The sequence below is a fragment of the Qipengyuania sp. genome, assembly GCF_042095715.1.
In the GTDB taxonomy this organism is placed as follows: domain Bacteria; phylum Pseudomonadota; class Alphaproteobacteria; order Sphingomonadales; family Sphingomonadaceae; genus Qipengyuania.
In genome coordinates this window covers 21,065-38,006 of sequence record NZ_JBELMO010000023.1, presented here as the reverse complement: position 1 = coordinate 38,006, position 16,942 = coordinate 21,065, and the positions used below count along the sequence as shown (strand labels likewise).

The window sequence follows — 16,942 nt, the reverse complement described above, 5'->3', positions numbered from 1 at the left end:
CATGTTGCGCGCGACGCGCCGCAGCGCGGCTCTTCGCGCGGACCGGGCTGGCAACGCGCACTGTCCGGCGGCTACGACCCGACGCCAAAGCGGCTGCCGGAATCCGGCCGCAGCGCCGCCAGCTTCGCAACCAAGCCGCGCTCGGACATCGCGATCGGCGCGCGCGTGTTCCACGACAAGTTCGGCTATGGCACGGTAACCGGGCAGGAGGGCAATAAGCTGGCCATCGCCTTCGAAACCAGCGGCGACAAGCGCGTTCTGGACAGTTTCGTGAAGCCCGCCTGACTGCGCTTGCCGCGGGGAGTTAGTTCGCTGCCGTGCGCTGAGCCTCGCCGATAGCGTCGGATCTGTGGGCGCGATAGCGGCCCTCCCACGGTCTTTTCAGTTCGCCCACTACGCCGCGGGTACCCTCGACGATTCCGGTGGCGCAGCCGAGATGCGGCGCCGGATCGGCCCAGGTGCCGAACAGCCGATCCCACACGGTGAGCATGTTTCCGTAATTTGCGCCCATGAGCGATTCGTCCCTGACATGATGGAGGCGGTGGGCGGCGGGCGAAATGAGGACCCGGCCCAGCGGGCCGAGCGTCCACGGGAGATCCGCGTGGATGAAATAGCCCCACCAGCCGCGCACGAATTGGGCTGCGACGACGATCGCCGCGGGTGCGCCCAGCACCAGCAACGGCAGGATATCGACCAGCATTTCCAGAAGCTTGCCGACCGGATGTTTGCGGGTCACGCTGAACCAGGTCAGCGCCTGATCGGCATGGTGCGTGGCGTGGAAGCGCCACAACGAACGGTCATGCTCCAGCCGGTGCCGCCAATAGGCCGCCAACTCGATGACGGGTATGGCAAGAACCACGGCGAGCCATAGCGGGATTGCCTCCCACACCGCCGCGAACCCGCCCAACCGGGGGAGCGAATCCTCGACCGCAACGGCGACGACGACGAACACCGGTGCTAGGACAATGTAATTGATCGCGAACAGCCCGGCATTGGTCGAGCTTTCCCTCCGGCACCGCACCAGTGCAGCGCCGATCGCCTTACGCTTGGTGAGAACAGCCAGCGCTGCGAATACCGCCGCGACCATCGCCATTTTGGTGGTCAGTTGCAGCAGGAATTGCACGAAAGGCTCCATCCCGCGGCCTTAAGCCCGGTACGCAGAAGAAACCGTTAAACTGCATGGGGCGAGAGGGCGCTGACGCGCTCTCTCTGCGGAGTTCATCTGACGGCGGAAACTTCCAGGAAGCTTGGCATCGGGCCGTTCCACTCGCCCGGCCCGCTCGACCGATCTTCCGGTTCACGGTCGCGTTCACGAGATTGGCCCGAGGAGCCGGAAGATGAACCGGAAGCAGAACGGGCCTTGCGCGCCGGCTTTTCGCGCCTCGGCGCTTCGTCGCGTTCGGAGCGCTGTGTGCGGTCCGGACGCTCGGTGCGCTTATTTGACTCGCGCCGGTCTGCCGTCTCTTCCGCCTTTGGATCAACCAGTTCGACCCTGACATCGTCCTTGCCGAATACCGGGATCTCGAAGCCTGTCAGCTTTTCGATGTTATCGATCGCTTCGGCATCTTCCTTGGCCACGAGTGTGAAGGCACGGCCCTTGGCGCCTGCCCGGCCGGTGCGGCCAATGCGGTGGACGTAATCGTCCGGGTGCCAGGGCGTGTCGAAGTTGAAGACGTGGCTCACGCCTTTCACGTCGAGGCCACGGGCGGCCACGTCGCTGGCGACCAGGATATTGATGTCGCCCTTCTTGAACCGTTCGAGTTCGCGGTTGCGGCTTGTCTGGTCCATGTCGCCATGGATTTCGCCACTGGCGAAGCCGTGACTTTGCAGGCTCTTGTTAACTTCGCGCACCGTGGTCTTGCGATTGGCGAAGATGATCGCGGTTTCCACCAGATCGTTGCGCAGCAGCCAGCGCAGCGTATCACGCTTGGCGCGATTTTCGGTCTTCACCTTGAAGGCGGTGATGTCCTGATTGGTGGACGCGGCCCGGCTGACCTCGATACGCTTGGGGCTTGTCAGAAACTTTTTCGTAAGCTTCTCGATCGGGGGCGGCATGGTGGCCGAAAACAGCATCGTCTGCCGCGTTTCCGGAAGCTTGGAGCAAATGAACTCGATATCGGGGATGAACCCCATGTCGAGCATCCGGTCCGCCTCGTCGATCACCAGCAATTCGCAGCCGTTCAGCAGGATCTTGCCGCGTTCGAACAGGTCCATCAGCCGGCCCGGGGTGGCGATGAGCACGTCCACGCCCTCGTCCAGCGCCTTTACCTGATCGCCCATCTGCACGCCGCCGATCAGCAGAGCGAGCGTGAGATCGTGGTTCTTGCCGTATTTCTCGAAATTCTCGGCCACCTGTGCGGCCAGTTCGCGAGTCGGTGCCAGGATCAGGCTGCGCGGCATCCGCGCGCGGCGCCGGCCCTGGGCCAGGATATCGATCATCGGCAACACGAAGCTTGCCGTCTTGCCGGTTCCCGTCTGGGCGATGCCGATGATGTCCTTCATCATGAGGACGGCGGGGATCGCTTCCGCCTGGATTGCGGTCGGCTCGCTATAGCCGGCGGCCTCGACCGCGTTCAGAAGTTCGGGAGAAAGGCCGAGATCGGCAAAAAGCATACGTGGCGGTTCGCGTTCAATAAGAGGATAAGGGAATTTGCACGGAAATACGTTCGAGCGGCTCGCACAGGCCGGCACATGCGGCCCTGTGGCGAAAAACCCCAAAAAGTCAAGATCGGACGGTCGTGTTTCGGGTCAGGTCAGCCGTCTGCGGGAACGATTTCGCTGAAACCCGACAGCGAACAGCGCGCACCGCTGCGCGCCAGAACCTTGTCGCGCCCGGTGCACAGACGCCCGTCGGATGATTTCTCGACATAGAAACCGGAGTAGAAATCGCGCGCAGAACACGACCGTTCAAGATCGGCAGCGACCAATCGCCTGTCGCGCAGGAACAGCAACAGGCGCGATTGCCCGCGCGGCTGGACGCCGGCGATCGAGCTGAGCGACACGCAATCGTCCATCGGCCGTTCCTGCATCCGTGTCTGGGGCACGGATACGGGGGCGAGCGCAGTCAGGCTTTCTCGCGAGGGGCCGGGACGCGGCACTATGCGCATGATGACCCGCTGTTCGATGCGCACCTGCGCTTGGCCCCGCACCTGGAACGCGCGGGCGAGGTCATTCCAGACCGCGACGGGATCCTGCACCTGGGCACGTTCCGCGTCCTGTTCCGCCACGGAAAGTGGACCGCGCCCCTTCATCTCGGGCACGGCATACTCGACTGGCGCCGACAGTGCGAGCGCCCAAACAAAGGCAGCCATGGCAGTCATGAAACCGGTCGAAACTCACCCCTTAGGCGGCGATGCGGGACGCGCGTCGTCCCATTTGGCCGATCCTTCCTGCCCCCGCCCGTTTGAACAAGCCCTTAATTGCCCACGCCTTCGGCAACTTGCGGTCGGTATGGCAAGTTGCGGCACGATCGCCCATAACCAGTGGCATGACGGACACACCTGCCTTCCTCGCCGAAGCCGAAGACCTGCTGGGCCCACGCGGCTTCACCACCGATCCCGATCTGATGGCACCCTGGCTCACCGACTGGCGACGCCGCTTCACCGGCCGCGCGCTCGGCATGGCCTCCCCCGCCAGCACGCAGGAGACCGCCGCTCTGGTCGGGCTGTGCGCGCGCCACGGGATCGCCATCGTGCCGCAGGGCGGAAACAGCGGGATGTGCGGCGGCGCCACGCCAGACAAGAGCGGAGAGGCCGTCCTGCTTTCCATGCGGCGCATGGCCACCATCCGCGAGATCGACGCAGAGGCTGGCCGCGCGGTATGCGATGCGGGCGTGGTCCTGCAGACCCTGCACGAGGCGGCGGACGAACAAGGGCTGCGCCTCCCCCTCACGCTAGGGGGAAAGGGATCGGCCACCATTGGCGGGCTCGTCTCCACCAACGCCGGTGGCACGCAGGTGCTGCGTCACGGCTCGATGCGCGCGCTGGTGCTGGGGCTGGAAGCGGTGTTGCCCGACGGCAAGGTGTTCTCCGCCCTCACCCCGCTGAAGAAGGACAATCGCGGTTTCGACCTCAAGCAGTTGCTGATCGGATCGGAAGGGACGCTGGGCATCGTCACCGCTGCGACCTTGCGCCTGCTCCCGGCCATCGCCGACCGGCGCGTATTGTGGGCCGGGGTGGAAAGCCTGCCCGCGGCGCGCAGGCTGCTGGTGCATTGCGAGGCGGAGACGGGCGACGCGCTGGAAGGGTTCGAGGTGCTCGCCCAGGGCACGCTTGACGATGTCCTGAATCACCTCCCCGATGCCCGCGCCCCGCTTTCCGGCATGCACCCCTGGCACGTGCTGATCGAGCTGGTAGCGGAGCGGTCGAAAGTTGAAAGGCTGGATGCGATGGCCGAAGGCATGCTGGCAAGCGCGTTGGAGGCGGGGCTGCTGGCCGATGCCACCATCGCCGCCAATGAAACCCAGGCCGAAGCGTTCTGGCAATTGCGCGATTCCGTCGCCGCTTCGCAGCGCGCCAAGGGTCCTGCGGTGCAGCACGACATCTCGGTGCCGGTCGAAAAAATGCCTGCCTTCGTGGAAGAAGCGGTGCCATACATGGAAAGCGCGTGGCCCGGCACGCAGGCGATCGCCTTCGGCCATCTGGGTGATGGCAACATCCATTTCCACGTCATCGCTCCGCGCGGCGTTGACCCTGAGGCATGGTACACCGACGAGGCCAAAGCAATCAGCGGGCAGGTTTACGACATGGTTACCCGATGGGGCGGCTCGATCAGCGCCGAACACGGCATCGGCCAGCTAAAGGTCGATGAATTGTCGAGGCTAGGCGATCCAGTGGCGCTGGCTATGCTACGAACCATAAAGCGCGCCCTCGATCCTCAGGGCATTATGAACCCCGGCAAGTTACTCGTGAGCGAATGATTTCAGGAATAGCGGCCGCTCTTCGGTCGGAAAGGCTGGCGAACTCAAGCGGGGATCCGGTAGAAAGAGGACCGACAGCTTGCCAGACACATGCTAAAACAGCATTCGTTGCTTGACGCATTGGCGCTTGTATCCTGCACTCATGATAAGCATACTTCTGCTCGCTGTTGCGACCCCCGCCAATGTTGACCAGGCCGATCCCGCGCTGTGCCTGCCGGTAGCCTCTGACCGGTTAAGGGAAACCGCTTCCGCGGTTGAGGATCACCGCTCGCTTCGTAAGGCGCTCGGCGAGCCGATGCCGCAGGCACCCACGAGGGTCATGGTATGTGGTAGAGGAGGGCATCTCGAGACGCGGGAGTATAGTATTATTGTCGTTCGATCTACTGACGGGTTGTGGCGAGGAACAGCGGTAGGCCGTAGTCAAATCTGGGTTGAAGGCGCTTCATTTAACGCAATGCCGCGTGCCGAATGGATCCTTGATACAGGTGTTAGCCGGCAGCTTGACAATGCACTCCTACGCCCTTGCTCTTCCTCTAACCATGAAGACACGACGTTGGACGGTGCTATCCCGCCACCGCCTCCTCGCGGGTTGATCCCAGAGCGAGTTGACATTGTGACGCCCGGAGCCGGCCTTTACACATACTATGCAAGTCAGGACGATGGGATAGCTGCATTAGTCCGTCCGCCCGAATAGGTGCTAATCACCTTATCTTTGTAACCTGCGACATCGCAGTCTGCCACCGATCAGTTCTGCGGCTTATGACAAGCCAGATTGAACGGTTTTGGGCGGTTGCTGGCAGGCTCTTATAGAGCAAGCAATTCGAATGACAGTTCGCCCGCTTTTTCGGGTTGGTGCCGAGGCACCGGAACAGCTGAGTAGGGGTCATTATCGATCGGCAGCTCTTTTTGGCAAACACCCGAAAACAGCTGTTCGGCCCCACCAAAAAAACACATCCGACATTCATCTCTGCGGTGCTATCACTCTCTTTCGCGGAGCCTTATAGAGCCGACTGGCGAAACGCACCGGCTCGCCTCGTGCAACCATCGCATTCCGAAATTACCAGTCTATCGCTTGCTCCTTCCTACCTTCGTCAAGGAACAAAGCGTGCTGGCCCAATGTTTGAGGTTATGATGAAAAATTCTCTGGGGCCCAGGTGCTGACCCGAACAAGCGCCCATGCGGTGGCTTTCGCCCCCGAAGATAACACCCCGTCCGATGACTTGGCAGAGCGTGAAGATCGCGCCGAGGCGGCTGTCGATCCTCGTCGGCTGGCCGGGCAGCTCAAGCCTTTCGGTGCAGCGGACTGGCGGCGCAGCTTATTCGAGCTTGTGGTCACACTCGTCCCCTTTTTCGCCCTTGCCGGGCTCATGCTGGTCGCGGTGGAGGCGGGTTATCTCTTTGCCCTGGTGCTCGCCCTGCCCGTTGGCCTGTTCCTGCTAAGGCTTTTCCTGATCCAGCACGATTGCGGTCACGGATCGTTCTTCCGCAAACGCAAGACGAACGATTGGGTCGGCAGGGCGCTAGGCACGCTCACCTTCACGCCTTACGATTGCTGGCGGCGCTCCCATGCGCTGCACCATGCCGGCACGGGGAATCTGGATGGGCGCGGTTTCGGCGATGTCGATACGCTGACGGTCGCCGAATATGACGCGCGCAGCCGATGGGGCAGGATGGGCTATCGCGCCTATCGCCATCCCCTCGTCCTGTTCGGAATCGGCCCCGCCTATCTGTTCCTGCTTCGGCACCGGCTTCCGATCGGGCTGATGAAAGCCGGGTGGATCTATTGGGCTAGCGCGCTGGCGACCAACCTCGTCACCGCAGCGATGCTGGCGGCACTCGGCTTCCGGTTCGGCTTCGATGTTGTGGCGTTGAGCCTGTTGCCCGCACTGCTTATTGCCGCCTCGATCGGCGTCTGGCTGTTCTACATCCAGCACCAGTTCGAAGAGAGCCACTGGGATTATTCCGCCGACTGGTCGTTCCACGATGCGGCGCTGAAAGGCAGCTCCCACCTCGATCTGCCGCCGGTGCTACGCTGGTTCACCGCGAATATCGGCATCCATCACGTCCACCATCTTGCCAGCCGGATCCCATTTTATCGACTGCCTGACGTGCTGAAGGCACATCCTGGGCTGAGCGACATCAACCGCTTTTCCATCCGCGATACGCTCCCCGTCGTGCGCCTGGCGTTGTGGGATGAACCCACGCGGCGATTGGTCCCCTTCGACCACCGCGCGCGCGCCTGAAAGTCCACGCCGGAAGATCAAGGGCGCGCCTCCCGGCACATGGATGTAAGTGGGCGAGCCGAAGGAAGCCAGCCAGTCACGGCCGCGCTTGCACCTTCGGGCCCTGACCTCTATGCCCCCGCGCGTTCGCGCCTTGCCGCAGGCAGCGGCGGCGAAGCTCATTCACCCGGATTCGGAGAGTAATCCATGGCCAGTGCGCCGCAGAACCTGCCCTTGTTCTACAAAGACCTCATGCCGCTCAACAGCCGCGACCATGCGAGCTGGAAGGCGCGCCAGCTTCCCGACGCCAAGTTCATGAAGGGCGCGCACGCCATTCCGCTGACTGTGGAGGAGTTCGTCGACGCACAGCGCGATTTCCCTATCGTGTTCAGCAGCGGCGACGATCCGCTACCGCTGGCGCTCATGGGCCTCAACGAAGGCGTGAACACCTACGTGGACGATGATGGCAAGATCAATGAGCCGGTCTATCTTCCCGCCTATATCCGCCGTTATCCCTACATGCTGGCGCGGCTTTCGCCCGATGCGCAGGAACTGTCGTTGTGCTTCGATCCCACTGCAGATGCGGTCGGAGATTTCGGCGAGGGCGAGACGCTGTTCGACGGCGAAGGCAAACCCACCGACGCGACGCAGCGCATCCTCCAGTTCTGCGAGCAGTTCGAGAATGCGGGCCAGCGCACGAAGGCTTTCATCGACGAGCTGAAGGCCAACGACCTGCTGATGGAAGGCGAGATCGGCATCACGCAGAACGATCAGCCCGACAAGCCCTTCGTCTATCGCGGCTTTTCGATGGTGGACCGCGAGAAGCTGAACGCGGTTCCCGCCGCCAAGCTGGAAGAGTGGAACAAGAACGGCCTGCTCATGCTGATCCATGCGCACCTGTTCTCGCTCGACCAAATGCGCAAGATCTTCGGCCGCCAGGCGCAGCAGGGCAAGGGACCGCTACACCAGCAGGACACCCCGCTCTCGGTCAACTAAGTGGCCTGAATACGATGAAGCGAGGGCCTCGCGCGCCATCCGGCGCCGGGGCCCTTTCTTTGTCTTGAAACCGTAAAGCCGAATTGCCATTTTACCCTTGCCGGGCGCTACCCTCATGGCGCCATGGCAATGCACGAAAGTGCATTCCTCCCTGAACCTCGGCCACCTCGTGCCATCGCGCGCGAGGTGGTTTTTTTATGCTGGGCACCCGGTCGATTTTGGCGAAGCCGGCTTATTCGGCGGCGTAAGACAAGACGCCGGGATCCCCGAAAGCGGCAACCTCGTGCGCCAGCGAGCGGACAAGGCCGGACAGAACGCGCGCCACGGCGGGCAGGCGTGGGCCGGGCTGATCCAATTGCGCATCCAGATAGATGGACCGGCATACCTCGATCTGCAGGCCGTGGATGCCGCGGCGCGGAGCAGCCTGCCGCTCCAGCACATATCCCCCCGAATACGGCCGGTTGTGGGCCATCCGCCGTTCCGCGTGGGCCATGAACCGCAGCGCATGGGCACTCAGAGAGCCTGAGGCAGACGCGCCGAAGCGATCGCCCAGCACGAATTCCACTGGCTCGCCCGGACTGCCGCTGCGGCGGAGGGGCGGCATGGAATGCAGATCGATCAGCAGCGCCGCGCCCCAGCGGTCCCGCAGCCGCTCCAGTATGGCCGATGCCTCCTGGTGATAGGGGCGATGGACGCCGGCAATCCGCGCTTCGAGATCCGCGCGGGTCAGGCGCCGCTTCCAAACCTCGCCCAAGCCTGGAACGCGCCGGGGCACCAGCCCAAGCCCGCCGCGCGCCCGGCGATTGGAAGCCGAATTGGCCGGTCGCTGCCCCGCCCCGTCGGCGACCATGCTCCAGTCGATATCATCGGGCGCGCGGTTGAGATCGAGCAACGCGCGCGGCGCCTTTGCCACCAGCAGCGCGGCGCCGGTCGCGGCGGCCACCGCCTCCCCGATTCGATCGACGTAGCGATCCTCCAGCCGCATCTTCGCGAATGGCGGATCGCGCATGGCGGCGGTCAGATTGTCGGGATACTCACGGCCGGCGTGCGGAACTGCTATCAAAATCGGCACAGGCAGCGCATCGGGCACGAAGGAGGTGAAGGCAGCACCGCCGTCGGACGGGATAGATCCCCCTTCACGCCGCTCTCCCGGCTCTTGCACCTCGTTCGTCATCCTGTGCGGATGCTCGGCTTTACGGGCCGCCAAGTCAAATGGCGGCGGCGGATCGACGGCCTGCGCGGTTTTTTCGGTTAACGGCGGAGATTTCTTAACGTCCATGCGTTATTGGAGCGACATGACCGACCCAGCCCGTGCATCGATCCTGCTGGCCGAAGACGATTCGGCCATGCGCACCTATCTGGAGCGCGCTCTTGTGAACGCCGGTTTCGCGGTCGATGCCGTGGACCGGGGCACGCTGGCCCTGCCGCTGCTTGAAGAACGCCATTACGACCTGCTCCTGTCGGACATCGTCATGCCCGAAATGGATGGCATCGAGTTGGCGCAGAAATGCAATGACGTCAGCCCCGATACCAAAGTCATGTTCATCACCGGCTTCGCAGCGGTGACACTGAAGGCCAGCCGCGAACAGCCGCAGGCCAAGGTGCTTTCCAAGCCGTTTCACCTCAAGGACCTTGTGATGGAAGTCGAACGGGTGCTGGGCGATCGCCTGTCCGCCTCGCTGTGAGGTGATCGGAGGGCGGTGTTTCGACTTCGGACGTAATCCGGATATCGTTCGATCTACTCGCACCGGCGATCAAGCGGGCGATCGACAGGTTTCGGGCGTCTTCGGGCTGTTGATCGGATGGGCCTTGCGCGCCGGAGCCAGCGCCGCTAAAGGGCCCGCCTGCCCAGCCGGACCGGCGGGGCAAATCATCCATGGTGCGGGCGTATAGCTCAGTGGTAGAGCACTATGTTGACATCGTAGGGGTCGCAAGTTCAATCCTTGCTACGCCCACCATGGGATGACAAAAAACCCCGCAAAGCCTTTGCTTTGCGGGGTTTTTGTTTGTGCTTCAGGAGATGTCAGGCGGGCCGCCGGGCGAACAGTCCGAAGCCCGCGATGATAGCGTAGCACACGATTGGAATGATCATCGCCAGCGCGAGGTTGCCGCCCGTCCCATCGGCCACCGTGCCGTAGAGCAAAGGCACGATCGCCCCGCCGAAGATCGCCACATTGATAATCCCCGATCCATCCGCCGCCCGCGGCCCAAGCTTCTCACAAGCGAGGGAAAAGATGGTCGGGAACATGATCGAATTCATCAGTCCCACGGCGAGCAGCGTATAGGCCGCCACTTCGCCCGAGCTCAGCGCCGAAATGATGATGAGGAGGATGGAGCCCGTGGCATTGAAGGCCAGTATCTTGCCGGGGCTGAACATGCGCAACGCCGCCGAACCGATGAACCGGCCAACCATCGCGCCGCCCCAATAAAGGCCGATCATCCAGCCGATGACGCTTTCCGGCTCGCCCAGCACGCGCTCGGTGGACAGGTAATTGATCATGATCGACCCGATGGAAACTTCCGCGCCGACATACAGGAAAATGCACAGCGCCCCGTAGCTGAAGCGGGCCCGCTTCAGCAGATCGTTGTCATAGAGCCACACCGCCGGTGCCAGCAGGATTATGAGCACCCCCACAACGCCGCTAAGCTGGAAGGCGATGAATGCGCCCACGGCTGCAATTGCCAGACCGACGAGGTAACGGCTGGAGGAAACGAGATCCCCCTCGCCCATGATCTTCGGATCGTGCGGCAGGCGGTTGCGGAACATCCAGACAGCCGCCGCGACCAGCGCGATAAGCGCCGCGACGCCCAGATAGCCCTGCCAGATCGCCTCGCTCTCCGCCGCGCGATAGGCCTGCAACTGCGCACCCGAAAGATCGTCTGCCGAGACATTCGCGAGGCTGCCGAGAATCACCGCCGCGCCGACGATGGGAAACACCGTGGTGCCAAGCGAATTGAACGCCTGCGCGAAAGTCAGGCGGCTATGGGTCGTGGAAGGTGGGCCGAGCAGGCTGATCAGCGGGTTTGCCACTACCTGCACGATCACCACCCCACTCGCCAGAATGAACAGCGCGCCAAGAAAGATCTCGTATGTCGCCGTCTGGCTGGCCGGGATAAACAGCAGGCAGCCCACGATCATCGTGCACAGCCCGGCCACGGCGCCGCGCATGTAACCGATCTTTTTCACCAGCTTGGCACCGGGGATACCGATGACAAGATAGGCGGCGAAAAAGCAGAACTGCACCAGCATCGCTTCGGTGTAGGAAAGCGTGAACAGCTCCTTCAGCTTGGGAATGATCACGTCGTTGAGCGACGTGATCCCGCCGAAGATGAAGAACAGCCCGAAAACGAAATAGTTGAGTCCGGGCGCGTTTACCGGTGGGCTGTCGTCTTCCACCGGACGCGGGTCCGTGCTTGCGCTGACCGAAGGAGCAATTGCCATCGTCGCCGTATTCCTCTCGCCTGATGCACCGTCTGAAACCGGTTTAGAGGCGACACTTACGGCGATTCCGTAGGGGCGCAACTGCGGCGCGCCATAATTCGTGCAAAAGCGGCCCCCGCCCTCGCCTTGCGCCCCCGCCGCACGCTCTCTAAAGCCCCGGTCAATTCCCATTCAGAACACAGGACAGCCATGCAGAAAATCAAGGTAGCGAACCCCGTCGTCGAACTCGATGGCGACGAGATGACCCGTATCATCTGGGAATGGATCCGCGAACGGCTGATCCTCCCCTATCTGGATGTCGACCTGAAATATTACGATCTTTCGATCGAGAAGCGCGACGAGACCGACGATCAGATCACCGTCGATGCCGCCAATGCCATCAAGGAACACGGCGTGGGCGTGAAATGCGCCACCATCACGCCGGACGAAGCGCGCGTGGAGGAATTCAGCCTCAAGAAGATGTGGCGCAGCCCCAACGGCACCATCCGCAACATCCTGGGCGGCGTGGTCTTCCGTGAGCCGATCGTGATCGACAACGTACCCCGCCTCGTCCCCGGCTGGACCGATCCCATCGTTGTCGGTCGTCACGCCTTCGGCGACCAGTATCGCGCCACCGACACGCTGATCCCAGGAGCGGGCAAGCTGCGCCTCGTGTTCGAGGGCGCGGATGGGAAGAACATCGATCTCGATGTCTTCGAATTCGAGTCGAGTGGCGTCGCCATGGCGATGTACAACCTCGACGATTCGATCCGCGATTTCGCCCGCGCCAGCTTCAACTATGGCCTCGATCGCAAATGGCCGGTGTATCTCAGCACCAAGAACACGATCCTCAAGGCCTATGACGGCCGCTTCAAGGACCTGTTCCAAGAAGTCTACGACGCTGAATTCGCCGACAAGTTCGACAAGGCCGGCATCCATTACGAACATCGCCTCATCGACGATATGGTGGCCGCAGCACTGAAGTGGAACGGCAAGTTCGTCTGGGCCTGCAAGAACTACGACGGCGACGTGCAGTCCGACGTGGTGGCGCAGGGCTTCGGCAGCCTGGGCCTGATGACCAGCGTGCTGCTCAGCCCCGACGGCAAGACGGTGGAAGCCGAAGCGGCGCATGGCACCGTGACCCGCCACTATCGCCAGCACCAGCAGGGCAAGGCGACCAGCACCAACCCCATCGCCAGCATCTTCGCGTGGACGCGTGGCCTGATGTATCGCGGCAAGTTCGACGAGACGCCCGACGTGGTAAAGTTCGCCGAGACGCTGGAGCGGGTGTGCATCCAGACGGTGGAGAAGGGCCAGATGACGAAAGATCTGGCGCTGCTGATAGGTCCCGACCAGAGCTGGCTCACCACCGAGCAGTTCTTCGAGGCGATCGTGAACAACCTCGAAGCGGAAATGTCGAACTGGGGATAACAATATCCCCTCCCGAGTGGGGGGGGTTACGGGGCGTGGACGGGCCGACGAAAATGCGGGGCCCGTCCCGCTGCGGCTTGGCGCTGCTCTTAGGCGCCCAGTCCCGCTGCCCCTTTCGCAAGTGAGAGTGGATAGGTTCAATGGCCACTAATTCCAAAGCGCGCTTGGAAGTTCGTCAGGCGAAGCTCAAGGATGTGCGCGACATCGCCGATCTGGTGCGGCGCGCCTATGACGATCTGCCCGCCTACACGCAGGGCGAGATCAGGGGGCAACTCAACAACTATCCTGAGGGTTGCTTCATCGCCAAGCTGGACGGGCTGATCGTGGGCTATTGCGCCTCCATGCGTCTCGACGAGCGTGTCGCGTTGGCCGATCATGACTGGGACGAGGTAACCGGTAACGGATTCGGCAGTCGCCACGATCCCACCGGCGATTGGCTCTACGGTTACGAAATGTGCGTCGATCCCGAGGTGCGCGGGACCCGCATCGGTCGCCGCCTGTACGAGGAACGCCGCGCCCTGGCCGAGCGGCTGGACCTGACGGGCATCGTCTTTGGCGGGCGCATGCCCGGCTATTCTCGCGCCAAGCGGCGGAAGAACAATCGTGCCGATACGCCGGAAGAATACCTCCAGCTTGTTCTCGACAGCAAGGTTCACGATCCCGTGCTGCGCTTTCAGCTCGCCAATGGCTTCGAGCCGCAGGGCGTGCTGCGGGGCTATCTGCCAGAGGACAAGCGCAGCCGCGGCCATGCCGTCCGGATGGTGTGGCGCAACCCCTATGTCGATGGCGATTCGCCGCCCAAGCACCGCCTGCCGCGTGATGTGGAAAGCGTCCGCATCGCGACCTGCCAGCTACAGGCGCGCGCAGTGAAGGACTTCGACGATTTCATCCGCACAGTGGAATATTTCGTTGATGTTGCAGCCGATTACGAGGCGGACTTCATCGTGTTTCCGGAAATGTTTACGCTGATGCTGCTGAGCGCGGAGGAGAACGAGCTGACGCCGCTGGAGGCGATCGAGCGCCTTTCCGACTACACACCTAAGATCCGCGAACGCCTCAGCGAGATGGCGCTCAATTTCAACATCAACATCATCGGCGGCAGCCACCCGACCCGGCTGGAGGATGGCGACATCCACAACGTTGCCTACGTCTGCCTGAGGGATGGATCGATCCATGCGCAGGAAAAGATCCACCCCACGCCCAATGAAGCCTATTGGTGGAACATCAAGGGCGGGGACAGCATCGATGCGATCCCCACCGATTGCGGCCCTATCGGCGTCCTCATCTGCTACGACAGCGAATTCCCCGAGCTCGCGCGCCGGCTGGTGGACGAAGGCGCGCGCATCATCTTCGTGCCCTTCTGCACCGACAGCCGCCAGGGCTACATGCGCGTTCGTTATTGCGCGCAGGCCCGTGCGATCGAGAACCAGTGCTACACGGTCCTCAGCGGCAATGTCGGCAATCTGCCCAATGTCGCCAACATGGATATCCAGTACGCGCAAAGCTGCATCCTGACCCCGTGCGATTTCCCGTTCGCGCGCGACGGGATTGCCGCTGAAGCAAGCGAGAACGTGGAGACGCTGACGATCAGCGACGTGAACCTTGCCGATCTGCAATGGGCCCGCGCGGAAGGGACCGTGCAGAACCTGGCCGACAGGCGCTTCGATCTCTACCGCATCCAGTGGGACAAGCGCGTTGGCAAGGTCGGATCGCGCATCGGCGAAGCCCGCGCTAGCGAAGAAGCGCCCGCAGCGGGTCCGCACACACCGGGTGGCGGCTAAGCGATAGGGCGAGGCCGTGGGGCTTCTCTTTTGCCGAATGGGCTCGCGATCTGTGAGCCGACAGATTACGACACAGCGGATTGGAGTTTTGTCAGCGATGTCGTGACATTGGGCCGTCCTGCCGATAGGTCCATGGCATGCACGCGCCCACTCTAGAAACCGGATCCATGCTTTCCGATGCGCTCGTGATCCTCGGAGCGGCGGGGATCGTGATCCCGCTGTTCGCGCGGTTTCGGATCACCCCGGTAATCGGGTTCATTCTGGTGGGCATCGCGGTGGGCCCATTCGGGCTCGGCCGGCTGGTCGAAGGGCAGCCTTGGCTCGGCTATGTCACCATCAGCAACCGCGAGGCGCTGGAGCCGTTCGCCGAATTCGGGATTACCCTGCTGCTGTTCGGGATCGGGCTGGAGCTTTCCTTCAAACGGCTGGTAGCGCTGCGCGACACCATATTCCGCCTTGGCCCCATGGAACTGTTCGGAAGCGCCGCGCTGATCGGACTGGGGCTGGTAATGCTAGGCAATTCGGTCCCCACCGCCTTGGCGCTGGGCTTGGCGCTGGCGCTTTCCTCCACCGCCCTGGTGCTCAAGATTGCCAATCTGCGCACGCCCGTAGGCCGCGCGGCACTGGGAACTCTACTGTTCGAGGACATCGCCATCGTCCCCATCATCTTCCTGCTGGGCGCGATGGGGCGCGGGGACGCGGAATTCGAATCCAGCGGCTTTCTTTCCACCCTCACCGCGGGCGCCGTGGTGATGATCGCCCTGATCCTGGCGGGCAGGTATCTCTTGCCGCCCCTGTTTGCGCAGGCGGCCCGCACCAAGAGCCCGGAGGTGTTCCTGGCCGCCACGCTGATGGTGGTGATCGTCGCCTCGCTGTCGACGGCGGCGGTCGGGCTGTCGCCCATCGTCGGCGCTCTCACGGCAGGGCTGATGATCGCGGAAACGGATTACCACACCGAAGTGGAATCGATCATCGAACCATTCATCGGACTGGCGCTGGGCGTGTTTCTGATCACGGTGGGCATGGGGCTGGACCTGCTGGTTCTCGCCAACCGGCTGAGCGAGGTTTTAATCGCGCTCACCCTGGTGCTGGTCATCAAGGCGGCGGTCACCACCACCATGCTGCGGCTCGGCGGATTGCGACCCGGCGCGGCGACGGAGGCGGGGATCCTGCTCGCCAGCCCTTCCGAAACGACCCTGATCGTTCTCGCCACCGCGCTGTCGGTCAATCTGATCAATTTCGAATCCGCGCAGTTCTGGCAGCTGGTGGTGGCGCTCGGGCTCACGGTTACGCCGTTTCTCGCCATGCTTGGCCGCTGGACGGCGCGGCGCGTCGACGGAGGAGATAGCGGATCTCCCATGGCTCCGTCTGAAGAAGACGGGGGGGGCCGCGTCCTGATCATCGGGGGCGGCCGCGTAGGGCGCCTCGTCGCGGACATGCTGACTAGGCACGAAAAGCCCTATCTTCTCATCGAAGCCGATGCGGACGAGGTGCGGGCCCTCAAACGGCGCGGTTACAGCGCCGCCTTCGGGGACGCCGCCCGGCCCGACATGCTGAGCCGCTTCGGCGCGGACGAGGCCGCCGCCGTGGTACTGACCATGGATCAACCCATCCATGCGCGCCGCATCATCGAGAAGCTGCGCGAGGCGTTTCCGGACATGCTGATCGTCTCTCGCGCCCGCGATGTTGCCCATGCCGCCGAGCTGTACCGCGCGGGCGCAAGCCATGCGGTGCCTGAGACGCTGGAAAGCTCGCTCCAGCTTTCCGAGGCAGTGCTGGTGGATATCGGCGTCGCCATGGGCCCGGTGATCGCCTCCATTCACGAAAAGCGGGACGAATATCGCGAGGAGATCGAACGCGAAGGCGCGCTTGCCTATCGCCCCAAACTGAGGACGGGACCGTCCGACGGTTGAAAGCGTTGGTGTGGTGAAGGAGAGAATACATGAGCGATCCCACCAAACCCACGCCGAACAAGGAAAAGTTCGCGCCACAGAACGTGACGGAAGATCCGGAGAACAAGCCCAACATGCCCGCCGATACCGGAGGCAAAGATGTGCCGCGGGGCAGTGAGCCCGAAACCCGCAACTCCAGCAACCATCGCCGCTAGTAAGAATCCCGCGACTTGTAAAAATTAAGCCGCCCGGCCCGTCCCCCGATGGGCCGGGCGGCTTTT

13 protein-coding genes, 1 tRNA gene and 1 pseudogene are annotated in these 16,942 nt (G+C 62.9%); 10 read left to right on the top strand and 5 right to left on the bottom strand.

Annotation, left to right across the window (positions count from 1 at the left end):
- A pseudogene (locus tag ACFDTG_RS07740) lies at positions 1–285 on the top strand (DNA helicase II); the annotation flags it as partial.
- 19 nt (positions 286–304) lie between these two features.
- Here the strand turns inward: ACFDTG_RS07740 and ACFDTG_RS07735 are convergent.
- From ACFDTG_RS07735 to ACFDTG_RS07725, 3 genes are all read right to left on the bottom strand, one after another.
- On the bottom strand, positions 305–1,123 hold the full coding sequence (locus ACFDTG_RS07735) for a sterol desaturase family protein (protein ID WP_375290451.1): 819 nt from the start codon (positions 1,121–1,123) through the stop codon (positions 305–307).
- 95 nt (positions 1,124–1,218) lie between these two features.
- The gene (locus ACFDTG_RS07730; RefSeq protein ID WP_375290450.1) at positions 1,219–2,613 is read right to left on the bottom strand and encodes a DEAD/DEAH box helicase; all 1,395 of its coding nucleotides are present in this window, start codon (positions 2,611–2,613) and stop codon (positions 1,219–1,221) included.
- A 140-nt stretch (positions 2,614–2,753) separates the two neighbouring features.
- On the bottom strand, positions 2,754–3,311 hold the full coding sequence (locus tag ACFDTG_RS07725) for a hypothetical protein (RefSeq protein ID WP_375290449.1): 558 nt from the start codon (positions 3,309–3,311) through the stop codon (positions 2,754–2,756).
- A gap of 176 nt (positions 3,312–3,487) precedes the next feature.
- Between ACFDTG_RS07725 and ACFDTG_RS07720 the strand changes: the two genes are divergently transcribed.
- The 3 genes from ACFDTG_RS07720 to ACFDTG_RS07710 all read left to right on the top strand — a co-directional run bounded on the left by ACFDTG_RS07720 (position 3,488) and on the right by ACFDTG_RS07710 (position 8,136).
- Positions 3,488–4,918: an FAD-binding oxidoreductase gene (locus ACFDTG_RS07720; RefSeq protein ID WP_375290448.1), complete on the top strand. Its 1,431-nt coding sequence runs from the start codon at positions 3,488–3,490 to the stop codon at positions 4,916–4,918.
- 1,154 nt (positions 4,919–6,072) lie between these two features.
- The gene (locus tag ACFDTG_RS07715) at positions 6,073–7,161 is read left to right on the top strand and encodes a fatty acid desaturase (RefSeq protein ID WP_375290447.1); all 1,089 of its coding nucleotides are present in this window, start codon (positions 6,073–6,075) and stop codon (positions 7,159–7,161) included.
- 186 nt (positions 7,162–7,347) lie between these two features.
- Positions 7,348–8,136 (top strand): SapC family protein, encoded by a 789-nt coding sequence (locus ACFDTG_RS07710; RefSeq protein WP_375290446.1) that lies wholly within the window; start codon positions 7,348–7,350, stop codon positions 8,134–8,136.
- A gap of 232 nt (positions 8,137–8,368) precedes the next feature.
- Here the strand turns inward: ACFDTG_RS07710 and ACFDTG_RS07705 are convergent, their stop codons facing one another.
- The gene (locus ACFDTG_RS07705) at positions 8,369–9,415 is read right to left on the bottom strand and encodes an N-formylglutamate amidohydrolase (protein ID WP_375290445.1); all 1,047 of its coding nucleotides are present in this window, start codon (positions 9,413–9,415) and stop codon (positions 8,369–8,371) included.
- A gap of 16 nt (positions 9,416–9,431) precedes the next feature.
- On the opposite strand from ACFDTG_RS07705, the gene cpdR reads away from it, so the two are divergent.
- Both cpdR and ACFDTG_RS07695 read left to right on the top strand, forming a co-directional pair.
- Positions 9,432–9,821 (top strand): cell cycle two-component system response regulator CpdR, encoded by a 390-nt coding sequence (gene cpdR, locus ACFDTG_RS07700; RefSeq protein WP_375290444.1) that lies wholly within the window; start codon positions 9,432–9,434, stop codon positions 9,819–9,821.
- Positions 9,822–10,019: 198 nt separating this feature from the next.
- Positions 10,020–10,094, top strand: a tRNA-Val gene (locus ACFDTG_RS07695).
- A 65-nt stretch (positions 10,095–10,159) separates the two neighbouring features.
- Here ACFDTG_RS07695 and ACFDTG_RS07690 read toward each other — a convergent pair.
- Positions 10,160–11,578, bottom strand: a complete 1,419-nt coding sequence (locus tag ACFDTG_RS07690; protein WP_375290443.1) for a sugar MFS transporter — start codon at positions 11,576–11,578, stop codon at positions 10,160–10,162.
- A gap of 189 nt (positions 11,579–11,767) precedes the next feature.
- Here ACFDTG_RS07690 and ACFDTG_RS07685 point away from each other — a divergent pair, with 189 nt between their 5' ends.
- The 4 genes from ACFDTG_RS07685 (at position 11,768) to ACFDTG_RS07670 (ending at position 16,876) form a co-directional block, all read left to right on the top strand.
- The gene (locus ACFDTG_RS07685; RefSeq protein WP_375290442.1) at positions 11,768–12,988 is read left to right on the top strand and encodes an NADP-dependent isocitrate dehydrogenase; all 1,221 of its coding nucleotides are present in this window, start codon (positions 11,768–11,770) and stop codon (positions 12,986–12,988) included.
- Positions 12,989–13,182: 194 nt separating this feature from the next.
- The gene (locus ACFDTG_RS07680) at positions 13,183–14,769 is read left to right on the top strand and encodes a GNAT family N-acetyltransferase (protein WP_375290453.1); all 1,587 of its coding nucleotides are present in this window, start codon (positions 13,183–13,185) and stop codon (positions 14,767–14,769) included.
- Positions 14,770–14,906: 137 nt separating this feature from the next.
- Positions 14,907–16,682 carry a cation:proton antiporter gene (locus ACFDTG_RS07675; RefSeq protein WP_375290441.1) on the top strand — a complete coding sequence of 592 codons (1,776 nt, stop codon included), beginning with the start codon at positions 14,907–14,909 and terminating at the stop codon, positions 16,680–16,682.
- 29 nt (positions 16,683–16,711) lie between these two features.
- Complete coding sequence (locus ACFDTG_RS07670; RefSeq protein ID WP_375290440.1) at positions 16,712–16,876, top strand: hypothetical protein; 165 nt, start codon at positions 16,712–16,714, stop codon at positions 16,874–16,876.
- Positions 16,877–16,942 lie beyond the last annotated feature (66 nt).